General features: G+C 48.1%; 15 protein-coding genes and 1 pseudogene. 2 read left to right on the forward strand and 14 right to left on the reverse strand.

What is annotated here, in order from left to right:
• Window positions 1-15: 15 nt before the first annotated feature.
• Entirely contained in the window at window positions 16-1,479 is a 1,464-nt protein-coding gene (pdxR, locus tag HQN90_RS24600) for a MocR-like pyridoxine biosynthesis transcription factor PdxR (protein ID WP_173223623.1), read from the reverse strand.
• Between the two features lie 965 nt (window positions 1,480-2,444).
• On the opposite strand from pdxR, the gene HQN90_RS24605 reads away from it, so the two are divergent.
• Together HQN90_RS24605 and HQN90_RS24610 are read left to right on the forward strand one after the other, a co-directional pair.
• A complete protein-coding gene (locus tag HQN90_RS24605) occupies window positions 2,445-3,035 on the forward strand; it encodes a GNAT family N-acetyltransferase (protein WP_173223625.1) in 591 nt (196 codons plus the stop codon).
• A gap of 115 nt (window positions 3,036-3,150) precedes the next feature.
• Complete coding sequence (locus tag HQN90_RS24610; RefSeq protein ID WP_173223627.1) at window positions 3,151-4,461, forward strand: aminotransferase class I/II-fold pyridoxal phosphate-dependent enzyme; 1,311 nt, start codon at window positions 3,151-3,153, stop codon at window positions 4,459-4,461.
• A gap of 67 nt (window positions 4,462-4,528) precedes the next feature.
• Here HQN90_RS24610 and HQN90_RS24615 read toward each other — a convergent pair whose 3' ends face one another.
• From HQN90_RS24615 to HQN90_RS24675, 13 genes and pseudogenes are all read right to left on the reverse strand, one after another.
• Entirely contained in the window at window positions 4,529-8,158 is a 3,630-nt protein-coding gene (locus HQN90_RS24615; RefSeq protein WP_173223629.1) for an S-layer homology domain-containing protein, read from the reverse strand.
• A gap of 209 nt (window positions 8,159-8,367) precedes the next feature.
• Complete coding sequence (gene bglB, locus HQN90_RS24620) at window positions 8,368-9,438, reverse strand: beta-galactosidase BglB (protein WP_173223631.1); 1,071 nt, start codon at window positions 9,436-9,438, stop codon at window positions 8,368-8,370.
• An 8-nt stretch (window positions 9,439-9,446) separates the two neighbouring features.
• Window positions 9,447-12,059, reverse strand: coding sequence for a discoidin domain-containing protein (locus HQN90_RS24625; RefSeq protein ID WP_173223633.1), 2,613 nt, complete (start codon window positions 12,057-12,059; stop codon window positions 9,447-9,449).
• Between the two features lie 4 nt (window positions 12,060-12,063).
• Window positions 12,064-13,104, reverse strand: coding sequence for a glycoside hydrolase family protein (locus HQN90_RS24630; protein WP_173223635.1), 1,041 nt, complete (start codon window positions 13,102-13,104; stop codon window positions 12,064-12,066).
• Between the two features lie 42 nt (window positions 13,105-13,146).
• Complete coding sequence (locus HQN90_RS24635) at window positions 13,147-14,934, reverse strand: alpha-L-fucosidase (protein ID WP_173223637.1); 1,788 nt, start codon at window positions 14,932-14,934, stop codon at window positions 13,147-13,149.
• Between the two features lie 21 nt (window positions 14,935-14,955).
• Window positions 14,956-15,911: pseudogene (locus HQN90_RS24640) on the reverse strand (aldo/keto reductase family protein).
• Window positions 15,912-16,205: 294 nt separating this feature from the next.
• Window positions 16,206-18,161: a discoidin domain-containing protein gene (locus tag HQN90_RS38915; RefSeq protein WP_246362816.1), complete on the reverse strand. Its 1,956-nt coding sequence runs from the start codon at window positions 18,159-18,161 to the stop codon at window positions 16,206-16,208.
• Window positions 18,162-18,364: 203 nt separating this feature from the next.
• Window positions 18,365-20,014 (reverse strand): ABC transporter substrate-binding protein, encoded by a 1,650-nt coding sequence (locus tag HQN90_RS24650; protein WP_173223643.1) that lies wholly within the window; start codon window positions 20,012-20,014, stop codon window positions 18,365-18,367.
• A gap of 36 nt (window positions 20,015-20,050) precedes the next feature.
• Window positions 20,051-20,947, reverse strand: a complete 897-nt coding sequence (locus HQN90_RS24655; RefSeq protein WP_173223688.1) for a carbohydrate ABC transporter permease — start codon at window positions 20,945-20,947, stop codon at window positions 20,051-20,053.
• A 21-nt stretch (window positions 20,948-20,968) separates the two neighbouring features.
• Window positions 20,969-21,943 carry an ABC transporter permease gene (locus HQN90_RS24660; RefSeq protein WP_246362817.1) on the reverse strand — a complete coding sequence of 325 codons (975 nt, stop codon included), beginning with the start codon at window positions 21,941-21,943 and terminating at the stop codon, window positions 20,969-20,971.
• 443 nt (window positions 21,944-22,386) lie between these two features.
• On the reverse strand, window positions 22,387-24,198 hold the full coding sequence (locus HQN90_RS24665; protein WP_216855447.1) for a cache domain-containing sensor histidine kinase: 1,812 nt from the start codon (window positions 24,196-24,198) through the stop codon (window positions 22,387-22,389).
• Window positions 24,198-25,223, reverse strand: a complete 1,026-nt coding sequence (locus HQN90_RS24670; protein ID WP_173223646.1) for a response regulator transcription factor — start codon at window positions 25,221-25,223, stop codon at window positions 24,198-24,200. The genes HQN90_RS24665 and HQN90_RS24670 overlap by 1 nt, the downstream gene beginning before the upstream one ends.
• Before the next feature lie 123 nt (window positions 25,224-25,346).
• The gene (locus tag HQN90_RS24675) at window positions 25,347-26,216 is read right to left on the reverse strand and encodes a carbohydrate ABC transporter permease (RefSeq protein ID WP_338042375.1); all 870 of its coding nucleotides are present in this window, start codon (window positions 26,214-26,216) and stop codon (window positions 25,347-25,349) included.
• Window positions 26,217-26,227: the final 11 nt, after the last annotated feature.

A 26,227-nucleotide genomic window follows, 5' to 3' on the forward strand; every position in this document is an offset into this window, starting at 1 on the left:
AAATCATTTTAGTCACTAGCGCATTTGAAGCGATGCGAGCTGAAGTCGATCTACGCCAGCACGTATCTCTTCTTCCGTCAGATGGGCATAACCGAAGCAAGCTCCGGCCTGCTCAGGGAGAAGACCATAGGAGCCGGCGTCGCTCCATCTGACGCCTAAGCTTCGGCATTCGGCTGCATATCTCGAATAGCTGGCGGCATCGCCACGCCACCAGCCGAATAGATGCAGCCCCGCATCGCAGTCCACCCAATCAAAGAGGGTGGACAAATGTTCCTGCAGCAGCGATTGCAGGAGATGGAACTTGCCCGCATAGATCCGCCGCATCCGACGCAGGTGGCGCTCGTAGCCGCCACTCGCCATGAAAGCGGCGAGCGAGCGTTGTTCGAGCAGCCCCGAAGGATGCGGCTCGTACAGCCGCTTCGCGGCTACAAAGGCGCCGAGCAGCGCCTCCGGCAGCACGACATAGCCGATGCGCAGGTCCAGCAGCATCGTCTTGGAGAAAGTGCCGATGTACACCACTCGGCCCTCTTGGTCCAGCACCTTGAGCGGCTCAATCGGCCGCCCGCGGTGCCTGAACTCGCTGTCATAATCGTCTTCGACGATGACAGCGCCCTGCTCCGCCGCCCAGCGCAGCAGCTGCTGGCGGCGCTCCAGGCCCAGCACCGCCCCCGTAGGGAATTGGCGGCTGGGGGTCACGAACAGCAGCCGCGCCTTCCACGGCTGCGGGACCAGCCCTTGCCCATCCACCGCCGCGTGGATGGGCAGCCCGCCCACCGCGCGCACAGCGCGGGCGGCGCCTTGATAGCCAGGGCGCTCCACAATGACCGGATCGCCTTCGTTCACAAGCACCTGGGTCAGCAGCGCAATCGCTTGCATCGACCCATTGACGATGACGATGCGCTCGGGAGGCGCATCGATGCCCCGCATTCGCCTTAGGTGCTGTGCGATCGCTTCGCGAAGCGCATAATGCCCCTCGGCGACGTGGGCTTCCTCCTGCGGCGACTCCGTCATGCGCCGCACCTGCTCGTACATCCCGCGATTCCATAACTCTCGCGGGAACTCATCCATGTGCGGATGTCCTACCGCAAACGAAATGACGGGCTGCCCACTCGCTTGCCCTTGATTTCCCTCGGTCTTTGGCACCCGGTCGTCTTCTTGAACACGCCTCGCCCAGTCCGATAACCGGATGGACTTCTCTTCGTGCCCTTCCTTCTTCCGCGGACCGCCGCCGGCATAGACAACATAAGTTCCTCTTCCTACATCGGCCTTCAAATACCCTTCTGCAATCAGCATATCATAGACTTGATTCACCGTCCCTCGCGACAACCCATACAAAGCAGCCAATTCGCGGCTTGACGGCAGCTTTGTATGCAGCGCTAATCGACTCTCCAGAATCTCATCATGCAGCGCATGATACAACGCGGCATACTTGCTCGCATATTGGATTCGATAGGAATGGTAGGGCAGATGAAAATCCAAACGTACTCCCCCTTGCGTCATTATTTACTCCAAATGGAACTATGATCCGCTATATAGCCGAAAACGGCCTAATCTCACTCCAATGGGAACTACGATCCTCTATTCCACCATTTCCCACTCAAAACCAGCCATTTCCGCCCTAATAGCGGACCTCAGTTCCTTTTCATGCTACTTTTACCCCGTTCTCCACCATTTAGCGGAACACAGTTCCTTTTCGTCATACTAGTCACAGTTTCGCAATCCGTTCAGCTTGGTCATGTCATCCACCACTCACTCTGACATTTCCGCATTCGGCTCAGCTTGGTCTTGGTCCGGTCTGGTCCGGTCTGGTCTGGTCTGGTCTGGTCTGGTCTTGGTCATCCACCACTCCCACTGACATTTCATAGTCCCAAATGGAACTATGATCCGCTATATAGCCGAAAACCGCCTAATCTCACTCCAATGGGAACTACGATCCTCTATTCCACCATTTCCCACTCAAAACCAGCCATTTCCGCCCTAATAGCGGACCTCAGTTCCCTTTCATGCTACTTTTACCCCGTTCTCCACCATTTAGCGGACCACAGTTCCTTTTCACCATACTAGTCACAATTTCGCAATCCGCTCAGCTTGGTCATGTCATCCACCACTCACTCTGGCATATCCGCATTCGGCTCAGCTTGCTCGGACCACAGTTCCTTTTCGTCATACTAGTTACGGTTTCGCAATCCGCTCAGCTTGGTCATATCATCCACCACTCACTCTGACATTTCCGCAATCGGCTCAGCTTGGCCTGACCACAGTTCCTTTCTCCATACTAGTCACAGTTTCGCATTTGGCTCTCGACCACGCCCCACTCACCAACCGCGCCTTTCAAATTGGTATATATAATTATAACTAAATTGGATCTTTTTAATATTCCAATTTTCCATTATGCTAACTAAAAATCTCATCTATTTTGCACGTTGACAAGGAGAACAAACACAATGAACTTACAGTCTTCTATTCTAGAAGGAACACGTGTTGCCCTGCTTCCGATGCAGGAATCGCATATCATCAGCTTGACCGAGGCTGCCGCTGATCCGAGAATCTGGGCCCATATGACGCCGCTGCTTCGCTCTGAGGATGTTGAACGCTTTGTCCAGCAAGCGCTGGAGGAACAGCAAAATGGACTTGGCATTCCTTACAGCGTCTACGACAAGCATACGGACACTTTTGTTGGCAGCACGCGTTTGTTCGATATTTCCATCCCGCATCGGAATTTAGAGATTGGACATACCTGGTATAACCCCCTTGTTTGGCGGACTCGCGTCAATACGGAATGCAAATATTTGTTGCTCCGCCACTGCTTTGAAACGTTGAACCAGCTGCGTGTGCAAATTAAAACGGACCTGCGGAACGAACGCTCACAAACCGCCATTGCCAGACTCGGAGCGCAAAAAGAGGGGATTCTCCGGCAGCATCGCGTGCTTCATGACGGCTATATCCGCGACACTGTTATGTTTAGTATCCTCGATAAAGAATGGCCGGATGTGAAGCAGCGTTTGGAAGGATTTTTGAATCAAGTCAGAGTGTAAGTGCAAGTGGCCAACCATCCAGAAAAAAATTGCTTCGCGCAGTGACGTACACCTATGAAAGTGGTATAATAACTGCAAAAAATGAATAGCTCACTGGAAGGAATGACCCACTCTTATGAATCCTCTGGCACGACAGTTAAACGAGACCCTGGAACGTGAAAATTCTCACGTGCATGACATGCTTTCTGCATTAGGTAAATCGATTTACTTCCCGAAAGAAGGCATTCTCAGCCAATCGGCTGAAGCAAAAGCGAAGGCCAAGAAATTCAATGCTACTATCGGTATTGCGATCGAAAATGGTCAGCCCATGCATCTGAAGGTCATTCAAGACACATTATCCACCTATGCTCCAAAAGATATATATGAATACGCTCCGCCTGCTGGTAAACCAGAACTCCGTACGGCATGGCGCAAAAAAATGCTTGAAGAAAACCCTGATATCGGCAGCAAGCTTATCGGCAACCCGATTGTCACGAATGCGTTGACGCATGGTCTGAGTATTGCGGCTGACTTGTTCGCCGATGTTGGTGACGCTGTTATTATCCCTGATAAAAACTGGGAAAATTATGAGCTGACTTTCGAAATCCGTCGCGGTGCGCAAATCGTGAACTATCCGCTTTATAACGACAACATGCGGTTTAATGCAGAAGGCCTGCGCGAAGCTCTGCTAGCTCAGAAATCCAAAGGCAAAGCGATCGTAGTCCTGAACTTCCCGAACAACCCAACTGGCTACACGCCTGATGCGCAGGAAGGCAGAGAAATTACAGCTGCAATCCAAGATGCGGCTGAAGCTGGCATCAATGTGGTCGTCCTTACTGACGATGCATACTTTGGTCTTTTCTTTGAAGGCTCCCTGCACGAGTCCTTGTTCGGACAATTGGCCGATCTTCACCCGCGTGTGCTCGCTGTCAAAATCGACGGAGCTACCAAAGAAGAGTACGTATGGGGCTTCCGCGTTGGCTTCATCACATATGCAGGCCAAAGCGAGGCTCTGCTTTCGGCTCTCGAGCAAAAAACGATGGGCATCATTCGGGCGACCATTTCCAGCGGTCCTCACCCATCGCAAACATTCGTCCTTCATGCGTTGAACTCGCCGGAGTTCGCTCAGCAGAAGCAAGAGAAATATGAAATCATGAAAGGCCGCGCCAACCGTACCAAGTCCATTCTGGACAGCGGCAAGTTCGATGAGGCATGGGGTTACTATCCTTTCAACTCCGGCTATTTCATGTGCTTGAAGCTCAAAACCGTTGATGCCGAAGCCTTGCGCGTACACTTGCTGAATCAACATGGTGTAGGTACGATCGCACTAGGAGCGACTGATCTGCGCGTAGCTTTCTCTTGTATCGAAGAAGGCAACCTTGAAGAGCTGTTCAACCTTATTTATCAAAGCGTTAAAGAAATAGAAACAGTTGCTGCAAGCAAGTAGCTAATCGCCTGAAGAAAAAGAAGCCTCCAAAACCACTTCTGTGGAGTTGGAGGCTTCTTTCCTTTCATTACTTCGCTGCATCCGGATAAACATCAACGGATATCATTTTCCCATTTGCCGTAATCATCGTGGCCGTAAAGGAAACAACTTCCACATTCGATCCATCTACCGCAGATTTGGCCGCCACATAGATGTACTTGGCATCGCCGCGGTTCAATTGAATTGGATTCAATGTCGGATTAGCATTGGGAACGGTGGCAAATACCCAATCGGTTGGATCTGTTCCTGCTGGGACTGGGGTCACTGCGTTCGTTTGATTATTCATATTGTTGACCCCTGAAATATTAGATTCAATAGCCAGATAACCTGAGCCTGGCACGATATTATCAGAAGCCCATCTTATATTGCTAATGAAGGTTTGGATGCCGAATACAGGCGCAACTCGGATGACTGAGCTATTTTTAAACGTGTTATTCCCATATTGATCTGTCAGCGTGATATTGCTAAACGTCTGCTTCTGATTGAGTCTTCCTGTATCGTTCCCTGTAAAAATATTGACGCCGGCTTTCAATTGCGATAACCAAATGATTCTTGGTTTGCCATTAAAGGTAGCCGTCAGGGAACTCGCAAACAAAGCTTCTTCCTTAATCGCAATGTTATCCATTAAAGAATACTTAACTCCCGTGTAATTGGAAGGCTTGAAAAGTACCGCAATGCTTGTTGTACCCACATCTTTACCGCGAATGGCGTATCCGTCAAAATCTTTGGCTACAGCGCCATCCGCTTTCGTTTTATTCACAACCGCTGTCGCTTGCATATTGGAAGAAGTAACAGCTTTCACATGATTGTTAGGGATTTGTACAACATTTCCACCCGAATCCTTCGCTGTAATTACAATTTTCCCAGCAAAGAGATTTTCCAAGGCATAGCCTTCGGTCGAATAGACACCTTTGACAACTGTCGATGCTCCCCCTTGCAGAATCCCGCCGATTTTATCTACGGCATAAATGCCATTGGCAAAAGGTGTGACCGCATAGGTAAGATTATCGGATTCCTTCGCTTTAATCAGTTGGGTCGAACTGATTGCTGTTGACAACAAGGATGCATTCCCAGCAGCAACTGCTGCTCTGTCGCCTTTGAACAATTGAGCTGTGAGCTGGTAGCTGCCTTCGTTGTTATCGCCCATATTAGCGGTGAACAACAAATCCTTGTCGCGATAACTGCCAATTTCAGTCGCTCCTGGGTTGTAAGCATCACGTGTTGCATCTACGCCGTCAAGAATCAACGTTTTATTGGTTGTCGTATTTAAAATGGCTGTGTTATTTGGCGTGCCGTCGGCTTTCCATGTAAAGCCGCCTTTGGAGAAGTAAACGGCATCCGTTACAGAACCCGAAGTTTGATTAAACGTCAACTGCACCGTGTATCCTGTGTAATCTCTATCGAATTCTTCACCGTATTGGTCCCTGTATTTCAATCGGAATATGTTTTCAGTTTTGCTATCGGTTAAATCAATCGAAGGCAGCATCTTCACTTTCGGAACGACCGAAAGGAATACGGTATTCGGATAACGTTTAGCTACAATGCTGGTACGAGCGGTCGTGCTTTTCCCACTTGGCGTTACCTTCGCTGACACTGTCAGTTGGCCGCTTCCTCTCTCCGGAACTAGTTTGAGATCAGAGATGCGAATCTTGCCGCGATTTGCGCCACTCTTTTCAATCCCGCCCACCACTTTACCGGCAGCATCCTTCGCACCTACCGTCACAGAGCTGACACCATAGCTATAGATCAGGATTTTGTCCGCGTTATTCACAATTTCATCGGTATTAAGCAGGTTCCCAGCCTTATCCTTTACCGTGATTGGAAGATAGACATCCTCGTCACCAATGGCAATTGTATTCGGGAAGGCCCCTAAAATAACCTCATAAGGAACTTTTGCCATCGCTACCTTCAGCGTCTTAGAAGCCGGGGAACCCGATAAAGCGGCCGAAAGTGAAACCGTCACTTCCTGATCGCTGAATAAGGTAAGGTTCGAAGCGGCTTTAAGCTTCAGTTCAGGAATACCGTCTCCGGTTTCATCGGCTACGAAGCCAAAGCCTTGCGGAGGTGACGTCGCCGTAGTATCAATAACGCCTGAACCATTCGTATAGGCCATTGCATAAGTCTTCAATACATTCAAATCCGTGACTTGAAAGCCATACTGGTCAAAAGCTTTGAAAGGAATCGTTGCGGTATCGCCCGCTTCCAGGCTCGTCTTGCCATTGGCGTACGCGATATCCCCTAATTCCACCTTGGCAACGGACTGAGGATCACCAACTGTAAACGTTTTCGTGATCTGTGGCGTATACTCTGGCGCATTGATGCCAACGTAGAAGGTTTGATTTCTGGCTAGCTTATTTGCATAAACAGCACTTGCAACATCAATCGTTAAGGATTGACTATCACCGGCAGCAATCACATCAAGCTCTGGGCTCGTATACATACTGAAACGCGTCGCATTGATGTCGGATACTTCGTTGTATTGATTCGTCGCTTTAAAGCCAATTTTGATTTTACCTTGAGCAACCGTATCCGATGCGGTTGTAAACGCAATTTTGCTGATTTTCTCATCGGTAACAGCCACATCAGCAGTCCCTTTATCGACCGTCAAGCCACCGTCTTTGACAGCTTCGAGCTTAACGGTGTACGTGTTCTCCGTCATTTTGGCATCAAGGGTAATCGTAACTTCGTTCTTGTTGGTATTCCATTTCTGTGCACCTGTTGCCACAGAGCCCGTGAGTCCGCCGCGCAACACCGAAACGGTTAATTTCGTTGTGTCTGCAATCGAACCGTTTAATTTCACGAGCAGCGTTTTGGCGCCTGTTGCTTTGAACTCGGCGACGGAAACTTTGGTTATCGTAATAACCGGTCCATTCGTTAAAATAAGCTGATATCCGGTATACGCGGCATTCACCAGCAGCTCTCGATTCGCGGCTATCGTGAAATCCTTCACACTAGCAATGAAGCCTGCTTTGATAGCGGCAGCAATGTTGCCTTTGGCCCAATCCGAGACGGTACCCGTCACCGCGGCATTGACATCAGGCTGAAGCTTAAATACACGTGCAAAGACTGCAGCCACTTGTTCAATGCTTACGACACCGGCTGGATGAAACTGATCCGCTGATATGCCATCCATGAAGCCGGCTTTGGCTACGGCACCAATATAGCCGGTTGCCCAGCTTGCGCCTTCCAAATCGGTGTAAACGGCACTGGCTGCTTTATCTTCCGCAAGTCCGCTCAATACGACGATGATCTTCGCCAATTGCGCGCGTGTCATCTCTTTATCAAGCCCTGCTGCTCCTGTTTCATCAATCCCGTCCAAAATGCCTTTGGCTTTCAAAGCAGCAAATTTGGCTTGTGCATCCAAGGGTGCTGCGCTTGGGCTGGGAGATGGCGCTGCCGGCTTAGCTGTTGGGCTAGGCGATGGTGAAACCGCAGGTGTTGCTGCCGGACTTGGGGCTGGACTCGCCGCTGGCGATGGAGCCGGACTCGTTGCCGGAGAAGGACTCGGGCTTGCCGCTGGGGTTGCGCTAGGCGATGGGGGTGATGTCACCGTTGGTGCTGCATCTGCATCCACATATTGGAAGGATGCTATCATCGTAAACATCATAGCCATGATAAGTACGATCGATAACTTTTTCTTCATAACGAATCGTTTCATATTTTCCTCCCTCCATACTTACAAAACTAAACAATTCCTTTTTGCCCCTTAGCTTCTACCTTTGCAAGCGCTTTCTAATTCGAGAGCCTCCTTCCTCTCTCTTTTCCAAATCATAGATTATCGGAGAGAGGACAACATACTAGTTATTTATGTGGATATTAAACAAACTTAAGGTGCTCCACTTTTTTCACAATGTCTCAGCTCGATTATTATGCTTCTATTTTACAGGCCTCTACCATCAGCAGAAGCGTCATAGATTGACCGTAAGGCATCGGGCATTGCTTAATATTGCGGTAATAGTCAAGATCATCCTTCAAGCCTGTACCATAAGAAACCCCATGGACAATGCCATCAGCATCAATTTTCCCCTTCACACCTTCAAGCGCCTTTAGACCAACAGCCTTATACTTCGGGTCCAGAAAACCTTGCCGCACAGCCTTCAAAATGCCGTAGGCAAACGCCGACGACGCTGAAGTTTCCAAATACGAATCCGGTTTGTCAAGCAGCGTATGCCATAGACCGCTCTCATGCTGCAGCAAAGACAAGGTGTGAACCTGTCGTTCCAAGGAGGAAATCAGGAATTGGCTGATTCCCGCCGGCAGCGAGGCGATTGCCAAATAATCAACAAGCCCAGCTGTATACCAGGAATTCCCTCGTGCCCATAGCGCTTGCGCAAAGTGATGGTGACCGATGAAAGTCCAGCCATGAAAAAACAAGCCTGTCTTCACATCCGTTAAATATTTCAGGTGAATCATGAACTGGCGAATGCTCTCCTGTGTGTAAACATCATTGTTCAAAAGTTCACCCATCCGAGCCACAAACAACACCGTCATATACAGCGTGTCATCCCACAGCTGACCTTCGTTCAGATTCCTTGTTACAACGTGCTGAAGGCCGCCTTCAGCCGTTCTGGGCATCTCTTCCATCACATACGTTACCCATTCTTGACATAGCTCCAGATACTGAGGATTTCCCGTTTCTTCAGCCAAATAACTCAGCGTCAGCATAGGGCACATCGTATTGACATTTTTTTCAGGCAAGCCTTCGGAAATTCGTCGATCAAACCACTGTATCAATTCGTCTCTGATCTCTTGCTTGCCTGTCTCTTTATAATACGAATATAAGGCAAATAGCCCGACACCTTGCGGCCATTCCCAATTCTCCATCGATACAATGCCAATGGCGACCTTCTCTTGGAACATCGGTTTCAGCTCTTTCATTTGTCGAATGAGCTTCGCAATGATATCTTCATACGCATATATCGCTGTTGATTTAGCCATAAATTCGCTCACTCCTTTTCCGAAATATTCGCCACTGCCTGTGCCCCCAGACGATCCTGCAGCTGCTGAAGGTATAAACTTCGGGGATTTACATGCGTTCCAAAGCTTTCCCAAAAGGCTTCTTTACGTACACGCTTGTCGTAAGCGTTAGGCAAAATGGCATTGCCTTTCGTTCCTACATGCCCAATGGCATAGTTCTGCGCGGTTGGCGGACTTTGACATACGAGTTCATTTTCCGTATTCCAAGCGACATAATTAGCTCCTGACCATCCATGCCCGCTCCCGAGCCAGCCACGGTCTTGAATATGGATACGCCCATTCACATTGTCGTACAAACAGCCCACAGACCAACGATGATGCGGCTCGCTCGTGTTATAGTCCTTGCGGGATTCACAATCCAGGAACACATTCGGTCCAGCAACCCTGGCATCCACGGCAAAAGCATGTCTCGCTGTTTCCGTATACGTACGTTGAACCAGCGTTAATTCACCCATCAGATGAACCGAGTAACGTCGGCCTCCGGTAATAACGCTAATGAAATCATAGGCAGCGCAATCCTGAATGGTAATCCATTTGGTATTGGTCCCCACTTGCACGAGCGCATGCTGGAGATGATAGCTGGTGATATTTCGTATCCAGGCATTTTGGACATGGTCCATGTAAATACCGTTAATGGCATGCTGCTCATCAGCCAAATATGCGGCTGGCCCCTCATTGCCGTCGATTCTCGTATCCGTGATGCTCGGATCATACTCGACATCTATTCGCAAATTTTCTACACCCACTTGTTCAATGCGCTGGGAATCCTCATATTTCATGATCGCTCCGCCGCCCCATCGTGTCTCGATGGCATTCGCCAAGGGAGCATCCACCGTGAGGCAATTTCCGGCAATTTGCGTGATCATTCGATCAAATTCAAGCTGAAAAGGCGGCCATTGGACGGTTCCCCCAGCCACGGGACGCAGGCGAATAGCATCCATGCCAATGGCATGAATCCAGCGGGCATTCCCATAACGGAACACCTTCACGGTATCGCCTACGGCAAATGCCGAAGCATCCTCAACATGGAACGAGCAAGCTCCCGAAGGGACGTATAGATCCGTCACAGCTGTTAAAGTGTGTGCCAGCAGCGTTGAATCTGGAGCTCCTGAGATTTGGATCAGATCTCGCTGAAGCGTGCCGGTCGCATAGAGCAGCGTGCCATCTGTACCCTCGCCTTCGCCTCGCAGAACAATGCCGCTTGATCGCAGATGAAGCGCTCCGCTTATCGGATACGTCCCTTTTCTCAGCACAATCGCTCCTCGCAACCCATCCTCGAGCTGCGGCAGTGCTGATAGCAAATCTATCGCTTGCTGAATATGCTGCGTATTATCCCCGGTCACGGGCTCCAGATAGATCATCGGCTTTGCCTCCGGCAGCTTGACGCCCCCTCCGCCATAACCACTGCTCGAGAAATCCAGGATGCGATTCCCTTTGTAGTCAGGGACGTACGTCAGCTTGCCATCCTCCGCCAAATAGACAATCTGGCTTGCCTGCTCCCTAGAGACCTGCGGGTCGTGAACGGTAAAGTAAAACACGTCATAATAGGTTTTGGCCTCCGCTGCTTCTCCCTTTATGCAGCATTCAACATGAATTTCATAGCTCCCTGGCTGAGCATATCCGGGCAGAACAAAGCCCCGTTCTTGATTGGCTTCCAGCTCCTGATCCGGAAGGCTGAAGACAATTGAACCTTCCGAAGCGGTGACCAAAGAAACCCTTGCCGTCGCAGCGAATGCAGGGTTTATGAATAACTGAGGATAGCTGCTGCCCGCTTCAAGCATAGCCGGTTGACCGATTTCCATCTGCATGGCTGGATGCTCCAGCCGAATGTCTGCTATGCATTCGGCTGGATCGTAGCTGTCAATAAAGAGGCTGGTCACTTGGGTGACCCCACATAAAGTGACGCTGCCATGGATTTGCGCAATTCCTGATCTATGAACGGTCAGCTCTCCACTCGCATCAATGGAAGCTACTTCTGAGCTGCTGCTTGTGAGCAAGATTTGTGCCGTCGTTAAATCCGCCGGCCGGCCATCTGTCAGCACCCCTTGCAAAGCAAAGCTCGCCTTGCTCGATACTTGCAAAGAGAGCGTATCCTCTCGGGCAAAAGAACCCCGAGCTGTTTCCGTGAACATGACTTGCTTCAATAAGGCTCCCGAAGGAATGGAGGGCTGGTCATAGACACCTATTTCGATCAATTGAAAATCACGATCTGGATCAAACAATTCCACCTCAAGGGCGACATATCTCCCCGTCACACGGGGAAATACGAGCCTATCTGTGGTGCTGATTCCGCCTTCTTCTGACACATCCCGCTGAGCAGCATCAAGCCACGAGCTTCGATCATCGGAATATTGAATGCGATATCCGCTGATAAAACCCGATTTTAATTGCAAAATGATCTGATTAAAAGAAACACTTTCGCCCAAATCGACCGTCAGCCACACACGTTTATCATCTTGTCGATCCTTGCCTGTTGGCTGCCAGAACGTATGTTTCTCTCCATCGACGGCATAACTGCAAACGGCTTCTCTTGTTTCAGAGCTTCCTATTACCGCTTTATGCAAAGCTAAATTCATTGCCATTGTGTTAAGTCAGACCTCCTAGCTTGCTGCTTGTACCTTGGGCAATCGGTATGACCATGTTCCAGGTTTCGGTGGCATCATGAAAGCCATTGGTGCCATCTGATGTAGCCGCAAATAAATGCGTGGGCTTCCCTTCCTGAAACAGGAAAAACGGTCTTTCCAAATTGCCCATTTGACGAACAATACCGTCGTCCCATAGAACACTCCTAGAATAAGCGAGCGGTTCTTTGCCGATTTCCCAGTTCAAGCCGTCTGCCGAATACGCGTGTATGCCGCCATATTTTTCTCCGCATAAATTTCCTTCCATGTCCTTGGCAAGCAGTTCATAGCCTTCAGGTGTTTGCCAAATAAATGGATCTTCCAAATGTACGTCCGGAGGAAAAAGCGGATTTTCACTGAGCACCCGATACGGTCCCTCGTAATGGTCAGCATGGGCCGCACCAAACGTCATTTTGCCATGAACATGACCTTCATATTTTCTGGCTTTATAAATTAACAGCACAGACCCATCTTCCCGGATGCAGGGTGCTGGATTGGAAGTCAGGAAACTATCAAATTTACCGGGTCTTGTTGCTAAAATAGGCGCATCCCGCCGTTCCCATGGACCTGTGACGCTATCGGAAACAGCAAGTCCAATTCGCTTGTTGGCGCGGGCAACGATACAACGCGGGTCGTCAAGACCATAGCCGTCTCCTGCGACAGGCTCTTTCAGCGGATGCGTTGATCCCATGTAAAACAGCAAGTATTTCCCTCCATGCTTAACGATTTGAGGGTTATGCGTGCTTCGGCCGTCCCAATATTCAGCGCCTCGCGCAGGCAGCACAACTTCCTGAAACGTGTAGGGCCCTTCCGGACAGTTCGAAACGGCACGAACGATTTCAGACTGAACAAGCCAGCCCGGATGCATAGGAAGAGCTTTCGGCCAACGGGAAGCAAATAGATGGAACCGTCCATCCTCCCCCTTAACGCAAGATCCACACCATACCCAATAACCTTCCATTCGGAAACCACCCTCAAGAGGTGCAGGCAATAACGTTTGAAACATAGCTCTCAGCTCCTTTATTTAATGGCCACGTGAGCCATCCAATTATAGACTTATCAAAATAATTTCCTTCAGATTCATTAACACGTCTCCGTTAATCTTCTCCGGTCTGATCGTTAAGACCAGCTCGGCTTCATCGGCGAACAGCAGCTGTCCAGCAGCATGCTCTTTAAACTCATATTCCCCGCCCGTAAACTCGACCGCTGCGCTTATCCGTTCCTGTCCAGCGGAAATAACAAATGCCCCCCCTGCGGATGGCTCGTTTGCGCCGTAAACAACCATCACCTTATAGCTTCCACGGCTTGCCACTCTGAAATTCCACTGCACATAATCCTCGATCTTATGCCAATCCCGCACATTGTCTCTGCCTTTTTTCCCCGTATCGAATCGCAATGTTGTCCCCTGAAGCTCCCCATCAAAAACACTTAATCGGTTAGAAACTCCGCCAAACACCACTTGGCATGTTTTGGCATCGAGCTCACCCTCGAACTCCAAAGCAATTACCGTGCAATAGGGGTCTATTGGATTCTGCGGCAATTGAATGGCCATATCTCCGTATGCATTGATTTTCCTCATCGGTAGGGGATCTTTGTGCTCATCTGCCAATAAATAGGCATGATGAATAGGATTCGGAATCCCCGGCACCAGCAATTCTCCTTGGGCAGGCCACTCCCAAACATGCAAAAATAACGTGTTTCCTTTGCGTGTGCAGCGCCCCCAGGGCATTTTGCCAATCGGACTTTTTACAGTACCATAGATGCTTTCACCGTTCTCTTTCAGCCAGCTGCCGATTTCTGCAAGCAATTCAAGCGATTTCGGGTCGAATGCCCCTTCGCCTGTAGGGCCAATATTAATGACATAATTCCCGCCCATACTAACAACGTTCGTCATGTCGCGCACAATGTCTTGGGGACTTCTCCATTGATGATCCGTTTGGTTGTAACCCCAGGAATGATTCAAAGTCGCAATCGACTCCCAGTCTCTTCGTGGAGCCCGAATATGCAGCTGATTGTCCCCTGTGTTCTCATAGTCCCCGAACCCTTCCCTTCGGACTCGGCGATTGACTAGGCATCCCGCTTGCAATCCATGCACCAAATCGACGAAATGCATCCCTTGCTCATCCGTGACCTTATGCCCGCAATCGAACCAGATGGTTCCAACCGGGCCATATTCCGTGAGCAGCTCAGTAACTTGAGGGTAAGCCTTCTCCTCCAAATACCGCTCATACCGGGCGCTTTTATCCGAATCCTTCACCCATGATTCTAGAGGATCATAAGCGCCTATGTTATCAGGAAAGTCCAAAGTATTCCCTTGTGAATCCGGATGATGCCAATCCATCGCATGGGAATAGTAGAGGCAGAGCGCCAACTCTTCCTTGCGGCACGCGTCTGCCAGCTCAGCAACCGGATCCCGGCCAAATGGCGTTGCTTTCACAATGTTATAATCGCTTACTGCCGAATCGTACATGGCAAAACCGTCATGATGCTTCGCTGTGAAGATCATATAATGGAAGCCCGCCGCCTTCACCGTGTGAACCCACTGCTGCGCATCAAATTGGACCGCATGAAACTGCCCCGCAATTTGTTCATATTCTTGAATTGGAATTTGCGCGCGCAATTGCAGATGCTCGGCATAGGCGGCATTCACCGTCTCGCCTTTCCAAATACCTCCAGGGAGTGAATACAATCCCCAGTGAATGAATACGCCCACCCTCGCCTCGCGCCACCAAGCAATCCGCTGTTCATGTTCGGCATCCAGAGGTGCATCTTGCACATGAATGAATTTCCGGCTATCCGCCTCCGCATTGTCCATCAAATCATCTTTTGTCGACATGCTGCCCTATCTCCCTTGTTGTTAGACTTCTTCATTTAAAATATCTTCGATCTCCCGCAAATCCCAATCCGATAACTTCACACCTGAAGCTTTGACATTTTCTTCAATCTGCTCAGGCCGAGAAGCTCCGATGATACAGCTCGACACATTGTCCAAACGCAGAATCCATGCCAAAGCCAACTGTGCCATACTTAGATCGTTGCGCTCGGCAATTGCGGTCAGCTTCTCAACCTTCGCCAGCTGCTCTTCCTTCATCATGTGCACAATGGCCCCGTTTTGCTGGGGATCTGCCGCTCTTGACTGATCCGGAAAAGGAGCTCCAGGCTTATATTTTCCAGTTAAAATGCCTTGTGCCAATGGGGAATACACCACTTGCCCGATGCCTTCCCTTTGACAAAGTGGGACAATTTCTTTCTCAATGCCCCTTCTAAACATATGATATTGAGGCTGGTTGGCAATAATTCGATTCAGGTTCATCGCTTTAGCCAAATGCACGCTGTCGAGCAGCTGCTCGCTTTTCCACATACTAACGCCTGTATACAGTACCTTGCCCTGCGTGATCAGATCGTCCAACGCCCGAAGCGTCTCCTCAAGCGGGGTCTCCGGGTCGTAACGATGGCATTGATACAAATCTATGTAATCTACACCCAGCCTTTTGAGGCTTGCGTCACACTGCTCCTTAATGTGCTTTCGAGAAAGACCACGGTCGTTAGGTCCCTCCCCCATTGGCACACATACCTTCGTTGCCAGAACGTATGATTCCCTCGGGTATTTGGCAAGGGCACGACCGACAACCTGCTCCGCTTCTCCCTTGTGATAAACATTGGCCGTATCGAACAGATTGATGCCTAACGCATAGGCTTTATCAATAATGGTTTCCGAGTGCTTGGCATCAATAGCCCCACCATAGGTCAGCCAACTCCCCAAGCTTAGCTCGCTTACTTTTAAACCGCTGCTGCTAACCGTCTATAAAACATGACCTAACCTCCATTCCTCTTTGAAAAGGCGGAAAAATATCCTCCGCCATCTGGTTTATGCTTTGATGTTACGCTCACCTCTATCATCCATCAATATCCGTTCTTACACTCGTATGTCTTTTTTTACGATTCTGGTACTGCTATGACTTTAAGGCAGCGATTATTTCCAACACTTAGCGGCCGTTTTCTCGTCGATAAGATGTCCTCGCTGAGCTTGAATGAGTTTCTCGACGCCCATCCAGCAAAACAAAACAACCGCACAGCCATAAAGCCGTGCGGTCATCTATTTCAAAACTATTGATTATACACTTCAATCTCATTTATCGTCGGTACTGCGCTAGCCGTACTCAGGTAGAGCCGCACATACCGAGAAGTAACGGGAGAAAATGCAATCGTTTTGCTTGCTCCAAGTGCCGTTCCAGATGTCCCCGCAATATCTGTAAAGGTCGTGCCATCATTGGAGGATTGCAGCTTGTAGGCCGTGACTCTTTGGAAGGTAATCTCTTTGACAATCACCTGATTGTATGTCGTGGCAGCGCCGAAATCGACGCTAATCCATTGGTTGCTCAAAGAACCGTTCGATGCCGACCAACGAGTCGCCGTATTGGCGTCAAAAGCCGCAGAAGCCGGATAGGAGTCGCTCCATGTCGTGGAGGCATTGTAGGTTTTACCTAAAGCGAGATTCCAGGGCGATGTGGAGGATGTGGTTGTTGCAGTCGCCGTGCTGCTTGCTGCAGATTGATTCCCCGCTACATCTTTGGCTTTTACCGTATAGCTGTATGTGGTTGAAGCTGTCAGTCCTGTGTCGCTGTAAGAGGTCGTCGTCGATGATCCAACAAACACACCCCCGCGGTACACATTGTACCCAGTTACGCCAACATTGTCAGTCGACGCAGTCCAGCTCAAATTGATTTGGTTGCCGGATACAGCCGCAGCCGTTAAATTGGTTGGCGTGGTAGGTGCTTGTGTATCGCCGCCTGCAGTATTTAATTGATTTTTGGCCCACATGAATCGAGCGAACGTAGCAAGGCTTGTCGTTGTTTTATTCGGCATATTCGCGTTAGCCAGCTTATCAAACATATCTGGACGAAGTGCCGCCAAGAAGATGTTGCCCGTCCGGGCATACGTGGTTGGCGCCCCGTGTCCGGTTCCGTCCGTCCCATCCACACGGCCAGCAAAATCGTTTGGCCCTCTCATCATCACGTCAGCGTACATGTTGGCAAAAGGCATCATCATAGATGAGGTAATGCCATATCGGCCGCTGAGGAAGGCTCGGTAGAAGCCCGCTACATCCAGACTGGCATGATTGGAATCTTCTCCACCCAACAGTGTTGGATTATAGCCCCAGTTGTAGGCTGTGTTGCCTTTGCTGTCCGTATAGGTTTGCTTGGCTGTATTATTGCTGAAGAACCAATTGAGATTCGTTTGAACAATACCGTCATATTGTGAAACGAGCGTTGGATTATCGCCAAGAACGGCATGTGCTGCGGCCAAATTTTGCAGACCGTAGGAGATCATCATCTGTTGATTCCATGGAAAAACACCGCCACTCATGTAAGGGGATTGTGTAGAGAAATAATATTTATTGCCATTGGATAGATCCAGCAAGGATGGGAAGAGGAATTGGTTGACCACATAGTCAGCCTCGTTCATGAACGTCATAGCGCGCTGCTTATAGGTAGCTCCATGGCTGTAATTGTCGCCAATGGCAACGGAGGTATTCCATATTGCCGGATGCTGCAGAATCAAATTGGCACAATAGGCAAGGTGCCCGACCGGATCGCCGTTTGCAGAATCAGCAGAAGCCGTCCCCGTATTATTGCCTGGCCATACAGGAGCGATCGTATTCGTCCAAACGGTTCGATGGCCATATGGAGCTGGAAGAATATCGTTTCGCTGGGACAGCAGCACATCGCAGAAATAGATCATTCGGTCAAGAATGGCCGTATCTCCCGTGATCTCATACATGAGACCCATGGCTTTAATATTTTCACCGCTTGTACCTTGCGCATATTCACCTTGCATGGAGCCTGTATTCGGCCAAACGACTGGTTCTACGCCTTGGATGTAGGATTTAAAAGAATTGATTTCATTCTGAGTGACTGGACCCGTGAAGCTGTCAGCAACCATAGGTCCAGCAGCGTGAGCTTTGAAGCCGGAAAGCAGGCCTGCACAGGTGAACACAAGCAAAAATACCATGAGATGCTTGTTGGGACAGGTAAATAAGCTCTTTGCAGTGGAGATCGGCATGATAAAGCCCTCTTTCACATTCCTCATCGGCTGAGGTATTGGCTGCCATACTGTGCTTATTGGGGATGAAACTTCCTTAGTTTGGGAACATAACACCTCCTTTCTTAAATCTTAAAGCGCTTTCAATCAAAAAGGAATGGCTCATACTAACCACTTCATTGCCAGCCCCACCTGTCTGTTAGCAGGTGGAGCATCTTAACTTCCTATTTCTTCTTCATGGCATCATAGGCTTCCTGATGAATCTGTAAATAACGCGGAAGCTTCATATTATCCAGATTTTTCACATACTCATCCCACTTTTTGTCGATGTCCAAATCCCCGATGATCATTCTTGCAGTCGTTTCTTTCCGGTAGTCATCGATGGTTTTACTGATATTAGCGATCTCATCCGACTGATCATTCGTAAAGAACAGCGTTGGAATTACGTTCTTTGGATCTGGCTTATAAGGCTCGTATTTATTCAGCGTCTCTTTGTACAAAATATCTTCCAGTGGATTTTTCGGATCAGCCGTTTGACCCAAACGCCATTCGTTCGAGCGCAGGGATGGTCCCACTTGTCCCCAAGTTGCGTTCTTTGCACCAGGTGAAGAGTTTCCAAGCACCGTATACTTGGCTGGTTTGCCGTTAATGCCAATATCGTTAGGTCCGGCAGCCTTCCACTCCATATCCGGACGGCCCAGCACAGCGCGCATCGTCGCTTCTTCCGAATACAAGAAGTCGGCTAACCGCATGGCGATCTCTGGATTTTTCATTTTATTCGTAATGACGAACGAGCCTGTTGTAATCCCTTGAGGGATATATTTAGACGCTTGAACGCCCCCAGGTCCTTTGAGCGGAGGAACAGCCACATAATCTTTCCAGCGTGGGCCTTCCAGCAAATTAAAGACGGTTGGATTTTGCGCCGGAATGGCGCCCAGAATCTCAGCATCCGGATTTTCGCCTAGTTTTCTCAACTGATTGCGATCTTGCGTGAACGATTGCGGGTCGATTAACCCCTCTTTAAACAGTTTATTGAGATACTTGAGTCCTTCTTTATATTCAGGCTGGTTGAAAGCGACCTTGATCTTGCCATCCTTCAGGAATTGCATGCTTCGATCACTGTCAATGAATGCCTGCATCAGATAGGTATCCACATACGAATTTGCGATGTTGGCTCCAACGAGCGGCAATTCGTCCGCTTTTTTATTGCCATTTGGATCTTTTTCTTTGAAAGCCTTTAGAACTTGATAGAATTCCTCTGTCGTCGTTGGCAGCTTCATTCCCACAGCATCCAGCCACTTTTGGTTCATCCACATTTTGGTGCTGTGCGTACAGTGGTAGCATTCGTTCACAGAGGGAAGCCCGTAGATATTGCCGTCAAAGTTCGAAGAAAGCTCCTTCGTGTACGGGAGGGATGCAAACATCTTCTTCGTTTCAACCCCGTACTTATCAATAAGCTTGTTAAGCGGAATGAATACGCCGTCTTTGCCGTAAAGCGACAGTTGAACAGGTGTAATATTAAAACCCAGATACACATCCGGGTAATCTCCGCTCGCCAAAGAAATATTCAGCTTCTGCTGCGGATCACTTGCTACGTCCCATTCAATATGGATATTCGTTTTCTCTTCCAGCCATTTGGTAAACTCATTAGTGGCGAAGTTTTCAACACTCGGATTTGTCCGGGACATTACTTTAATTGTCGTTTTCTCTTTAGTAATCGGAAGTACCCCTGGCGGATTTACAAGCTCGTTTTGAGTGGCCTCAGGCTGCGTGGTTGCTTCAGTTGCCGTCTCCGTCTTGTTGCAGCCACTTAAGAAAACGGTTGCACTTAGAAGTAAACATAATGCTGAACCCAGAAACTTCTTTCTCTGCATGCTTAATTCCTCCCTTTTTATTTCACTCATCTATGGTTAGCCCTTTAAGGAACCAATCATCATCCCTTTAACAAAATGTCTTTGGATAAACGGATACACCACAAGCACAGGAATGGTTGAAACAACAATCAGCGAGTATTTCAGAAGCTCTCTCATTCCTTCCCGCTGCGCGGCACCTACAACATCTGTAATGACTTCTTCATCAAAAGTGTTCTTCACCAGCACATCACGCAAAATAATTTGCAGCGGATACAGGTCCGGCGATTTCAAATAAAGCAGGGCAGCGAAATAAGTGTTCCAATGCCCTACCGCGTAAAATAAAGAAAGCACAGCGATGATAGGACCAGATAACGGAGCCACGATTTTGACCAAAAATTGGTAATCACTGCACCCATCCAAATGCGCTGCTTCAAGAAGTTCGTCCGGAATCGTCGTTTGGAAATACGTTCTTGCAATAATAACACTCATGACGCTCATAATGCCTGGAACAATGAGTGCCCATCGCGAATCAATCATCCCAAGCGACTTAATCAAAAGATAGTTCGGAATTAATCCTCCGCCAAACATCATCGTGAATACGAATAACGCCATGACCGCATTTCGGATATAAAAGTCTTTGCGTGATAACGGATAGGCTGCAATAAGCGTCATAATGACATTAAAAATCGTTCCCACAATCGCGTAATACATGGAATTCGCAAAACCAACCCAGATCTGTTTATGCTTAAACACAGCTTCATAGCCCTGAAAAGAGATATCGACCGGCCACAGCCATACTTTACCCGAAATGACAGCGGCAGATGAACTGAAGGAAGCGCTTATCACATAAATTAGAGGATATAAGACGGTTAGAGTAAACAGGCAAAGCATCGTGTAATTGGCAATGTTAAACAATTGATCGCCTTTGGATTCATGAATTCGGGTCGACTTCATCATCTTGCTGGTTGCACCTCTTTACCACAGGCTTGTTTGCCCTAATTTTTTGGCGACTTTATTCACCGTGAACAGCAAGATTAAATTAATTACGGAGGTGAACAACCCGATCGCCGAAGCGTATGAATACTTAATTCCTGTCGAGAGAAGACCGACCTTATACACGTAAGTGTCAATGACTTCGGAAGTACTTACATTCAGTGGATTTTGCATCAATAATACTTTCTCGAAGCCAACATCCATCATATTGCCTACGCTCATAATTAATAATATCGTTGCAACCGGAATAATGCCGGGAATGTCCACATGCCACATTCTTTGAACTTTCGTCGCCCCATCCATCACCGCTGCTTCATGCAGGGAAGGATCAATGCCAGCCAAGGCGGCTAAATAAATGATACAACCGAATCCCACATTCTGCCAAATACCGGACCAAACATACAAGGATTTAAAGTGATCCGGATTGCCGAAAAAGTCAATTTTATCGAATCCGGTTTGCGCTAACAGCATGTTTACGATCCCTGTTTTTGGATCCAACAGCTGCATAATAATACCGATCATGACGACCATGGAAATAAAATGCGGTGCATACGTAATCATCTGCACAGACTTTTTCATGAACGGACGGTTCACATAATTCAGGCAAAGCGCCAATAGGATAGGGAATGGAAAGCCTGCTAACAAGCCATAGAAGCTAAGGCCAAGCGTGTTCTTAATGACCTTCCAGAATTCATAGGAGTTAAAAAAGTTCCTGAAATGCTTTAACCCGACCCAATCACTGCCGAAAAACCCTTTATGAGGCACATAATCCTGAAAGGCAATAACCGCCCCATACATGGGTATGTATTTGAATATTAAAATGTACAGAATAGGCAGCAAGCATAATAAGTACAGCTGTGGAACTTTTCTCATGTTGCGAAACAGCTGTACTATGACGCTTGTTTTATGTTTGCGCTCGTTTCGAGCTTTGCTGACCGTTTTACTGACAATTTCCAAGTGATGCCTCCTCCTCTCATTTGTTAGATTCATCATAGTTTTTTGAGGAAGGGCGAGCATACTAGTTTTTTAAGCACCTATTCAACTAATTTATGATACTCCCCTGCTTTTGCATAAAATAGAAGGCCTATTCATGTGTTTCTTAGGAATCCCCTGACCAAACGGAACTACGATCCTCTATTTGACCTCAGAATCAACAATTTACCGCTGAAAGGGAACTAGGATCCCTTATTCCACCTCCCTAGGCTAAAATTTAAGTAAATGAGCTGAAATAACGTACCGTAGTTCCGTTTGACTAACCAAATGGCTAATTTCATGATGAATAAGGGAACCTAGTTCCCTTCGGGGTTCAATCAGGCTCACCTATCCAACATAAAAAAGAGAATACAAGGATTTAGCGCAGCTATGCAGCGTTCCCTGAATTCTCTCATATGTCTTATATATTAAGGAGAAAAGCCGATGTCTCCCGTCTTGTCCGGCATTCGTAAGGTAATTTTCGTACCTGGTTCGTCCTCATTATTCGTAATGGATAAGCCATATTTCTCGCCGAATACGATTTGAATACGGCTGTGCACGTTCACGAGGCCAATCCCTCCCTCTCGTTCCTTGCGCTCAGGAAATGGCGAATGAAGATGCTGCTTAATCAGCTTCGTTCGAAGCTCCTCCAGCGTGTCCGGCGCTATGCCGCAGCCATTGTCCGTGACGGTCACAACGAAATCCTCGTGCTCCATATAGGCATCGATGCGAATCCGATGGTAACTTTCGATCCCCTCCGGGAAGGCATGCTTGAATATATTCTCCACCAATGGCTGCAAGGTCAGCCTGACCATTTTCTTCAATAGCAGTTCTGGAGGAATCAGCACCTCCAACTCAAAAGGATGGCCCAATCGATAATCCATAATCGTCATAAATTGCAGAACATGCTTCAGTTCATTCGCGACGGTAATTTCCTCAAGATCAGCCCGAATCGAATAGCGCAGCATGTAAGAAAGCGATCGGACAATCTCTTTAATCTCCTGAGAATCCTGTACAACCGCATAGCAAACAATCGTTTCCAAAGTATTGTAGAGAAAATGCGGATTGATCTGCAGCTGCAGCGCCTGGAATTCAGCGGCTTGCCTTTTCAGCTGATACTCCTTATTCTTAAGCTCTTCCGCATACACCTGCTCCATCAGTTCCTGCAGTCTAGACACCATCATATTATAGCTGACAATGAGACGATCCATCTCGTCTGTCCGCCCGCTAATCGCAACATGTGTCCAGTCGCCTTTCTCTGTTCGGCGCATGCCGCTTTCCAGCTTTTTGATGGGCTGAACGATTGACCTCCCGAATCGGTAAGCGAGAATTAAAGCAAGGACCAATGCAAACGCACAGGTGATGAGCGTTGTCTTTCTAATATTCTTAACCGGAGCTTTAAGCTCGTTAAGCGGCATAGAAGCAACAAGCGTCCAGCCGGAGTAGTTGGACCTTTGATTGAAATGCACCCGTTCGATACCATCCGTATAGGTAAAAATGCGATTTTGATTTTCCTTCAGCTTCGTCAACAGCCCTTCATTCAGCTGCTTTCCAATCATCTCGGATTTCGGATGGTAGACGATTTTCCCGTTGTCATTCACGATATAGAAATAACCGGTCTCTCCCAGACGTATTCCCTTCCACAAGGTTGTAAGCTCTTCGATATTCAACTCAATGCCAACAATGCCTTTGAACACCTTCGACGTTTGACGATCCGAAATTTTGCGGGTAACCGCCAGCTTGCCGTCCAGAAAGCTCCAGTCCATAATCGTCAATTTACCGTCGTTATTCGTCATCTCCTTCAGAACATCCAGCTTGTCTTGAAAGACCGACTGGTTAAAGTCGATCACATCCGTATTATGGTCATAGATGCTTAAACCATTATAGCCAATTAAATAAACCATACAGATTTCTGGATTGTTAATAAAAAGAGGCTGAATCACCTTTTCCTTGATCGGGCGAATCGACAAAAAATACGAGACAAAGTTGTTTTTGTCCGTATTTAGAAATTCCTTTACATTCGTCGACGTGAGCATGGACAACGTGGCCCGATCATACTTTTTCAAATACATATCCGTATGATTCATGGCGTTATCCACAATTTGCGTCAGGAGCTCATTGGTTTGTTTATCTACTTCTTTGGACGACTGCACGTAAAGGACGAAGCCGACGATGGAAGAAGATATTACAATCACAATGACGAAATACGCGAACATTCTAGCTGCCAAGCTGGATCTCATTATTTGATCCCCAACATGCAGCGGTATTCACTTGGCGAGCAGCCTGTCATTTTTTTGAAAATCTTCGTGAAATACGGGTAGTTTTGATACCCAATGGTCACTCCGACGTCAACGACCTTATAATGCGGCATTTCGAGCAGCCGTTTGGCCATCTCGATCCGTTTTTTCATCCGATATTGCACAAAGGTTTCATTCGTCATTTTCTTAAACATATAGCTGAAATAAGTAGGCGCAAGCCCCATCTTCTCGGCTACTTCCTCAAGGCTCAGCTCCTCGGATATATGCAAATCGATATACGCCTTGGCTTCCTCAAACAGACTTTTTTGATTGCCGCCACGCCACAGGAACAGCTGATGATACAAGCTCACCAATTCCTGCTGCAAGTATACAATGGCACTTTCAATGGTGTTCAGCTGCGTTAAGGGAGCACTCGTCGTGAAGGTTACCATACCGTGTGCGTTCAGCTTCTTCACTACAATTTTCAAGCCATCGGCAATAATGCGTTCCAATTGTTCAACCTGGATGCCCTTGGTCAGATCCCCCTGCTTCCAAACGTCCATAAGGCCATGCAGCGCCTCCAAATCAGCGGACCAGATCGTCGATTCAACGCGCTCGAGCCACTCCTCTACTTGGAAAAATGAGATCGGCTGGGCTTGGTCCTGCTCCAATAGAAGTTTGTTCAGCACAGGGTACAGCTCATGTTCGGTAAGCGGTTTCAAAAGGTATTCCTTCACACCGTAGGTCAAACACTTCTGTGCATAGGTGAAATCATCATAGCCGGAAATAACCACGATAGGAACGTTGATCGTCAACTCCTGAATTTGTCTGCACAGGGCTAAACCGTCCATTTTCGGCATCCGAATATCCGTCAGAATCATATCTGGGCGCTGCTTGCTGATATGCTCGAGCGCTTCAACCCCATTGGCCACAACGACTGGGCGAAACAATGGATTGCATTGTCTAACCAGCTTAGCCAGACCCATTCGAACCATCGGTTCGTCATCAACAATGAGGATATGTTTCATTCCGTATGCACTCCTTTTGACTATCGTCTCTCCCGCACTATTTTAAAGTATAACCTCAAACGACTTGATATGATTATGTTTATTTAAGATGCTATTTGTTTTTTTACTGTTTTTGGTGCAAATCTATGATTTGATGGAGCCCACCATCATGCCTTTCATAAAGTGCTTCTGAAGAAACGGATATACGAGCAGGATCGGGATCGTCGCCACCACAATCACCGCCATTTTCAACCCCTCTGGGGAGACAAGCAGTTGGAGATCCGAGGTGACATCCGAAGAGCCCATATTATCCGTGATGACAATTTCGCGCAGCCTGACTTGCAGCGTGATCAGCGATCTTTTATCAATATAATAAATGGCTTGAGCATACATATTCCAATTCGCTACAGCGTACATGATGCCCATTGTCGCCATGACCGGTCTCGATAAAGGAAGCACCACGTTCCAGATGATCCGGAACTCTCCGCATCCATCAATACGGGCGGAGTCCAGCAACTCCTGCGGAAGATTCATAAAGAAGGAACGCATGACGAATAGATTAAATGCGCTTATGACCGTTGGAATCATCAGCACCCACAGTGTGTTCAGCATATGCAGGTTTTTCAGCAACAAATAATTCGGAATGAGCGGCGCGTGAAAGATCATGGTGATCAGGATATAAATGAGCGCCGGTTTCCGAAACAAATATTCTTGGCGAGAAAGCGGATAGGCTAAGCTGGCCGTCACTGCTAGGTTCATCAGCGTGCCGAACACGGTAATCGTCAAACTGTTGCGGAAAGCCATCCACATCGTCGCATCCTTCACGATCATGTGATAATTCTCCCAGGTGAATCCGACTGGCCAAAGGCCGACAGTTCGACGATTGATGGCTACCGCATCACTGAAGGATAACGCGATGACATGCAGCAGCGGCAGCACCATTGTAAGTCCAATCAGAAACAATAACACCAGATTAAAGTACTGAAAAGCTTGCTGGCTTTTTGTTGTAATCACGTAACTCACCT

The sequence above is a fragment of the Paenibacillus alba genome (assembly GCF_013204855.1).
GTDB classification, from domain to species: Bacteria; Bacillota; Bacilli; order Paenibacillales; family NBRC-103111; genus Paenibacillus_E; species Paenibacillus_E alba.